The sequence below is a fragment of the Streptomyces sp. 8P21H-1 genome, assembly GCF_013302945.1.
The window spans coordinates 1-590 of sequence record NZ_JABTYA010000134.1 but is presented as its reverse complement, the minus strand read 5'-3'; the positions used below and the strand labels follow the sequence as shown (position 1 = coordinate 590).

The following is a 590-nucleotide window of genomic DNA, read 5'->3' as shown; positions in this document are numbered from 1 at the left end:
CCGCCCGCACCGCGTCCCGCAGCCCGGCGGCGACGGCGGACGCGTCGGTGCCGTCGCCGCCGTCGGTGACGCGTACGTCGACGCGGTCGACGTACGCGTCCGGCGCGTTGCGCGGCGTCACGTAGACGCCGTTGTCGCCGGTGCCGGTCCTCATGACCGCGGCGATCCGCAGGGACCTCCTCGTGCCGTCGCCGAGCCACACGTCCACGCTCCGCCCCACCGTGTGCCGCTCCCACTCCTCGTTGACGATGATCGAGGAGTCGTCCAGGTCGCTCACCCGCCCGGCCACGAGCGGCAGCCGGGCGGTTTCGGCGAGCGCGCCGGGATCGGCGGCGCGGGCCCCGGACTCCACGAGCGCCACGCCGTCCTCCAGGACGTACACGGCGCCGGACGAGATCGCGCAGATCTCGATGCCGGGCAGGGCACGCAGTCTTCCCAGCGTCGCCTCGTCGAAGCCCGCGCCGTCGAAGCCCGCGCCGTCCGCGGGGGTGACGACGAAGTCGGCGGCCGTCTGCTCGCGCACCTCGGCCACCCTCGCCCCGGCGAGGGTGGCGGTGGCGCCCGGCAGCGATCCCGCGAGCGCGACCGTG

General features: G+C 76.1%; 1 pseudogene. It reads right to left on the bottom strand.

Features of this window, described 5'->3' with window-relative positions:
- A pseudogene (locus tag HO151_RS02410) lies at positions 1-590 on the bottom strand (ABC transporter permease); the annotation flags it as partial.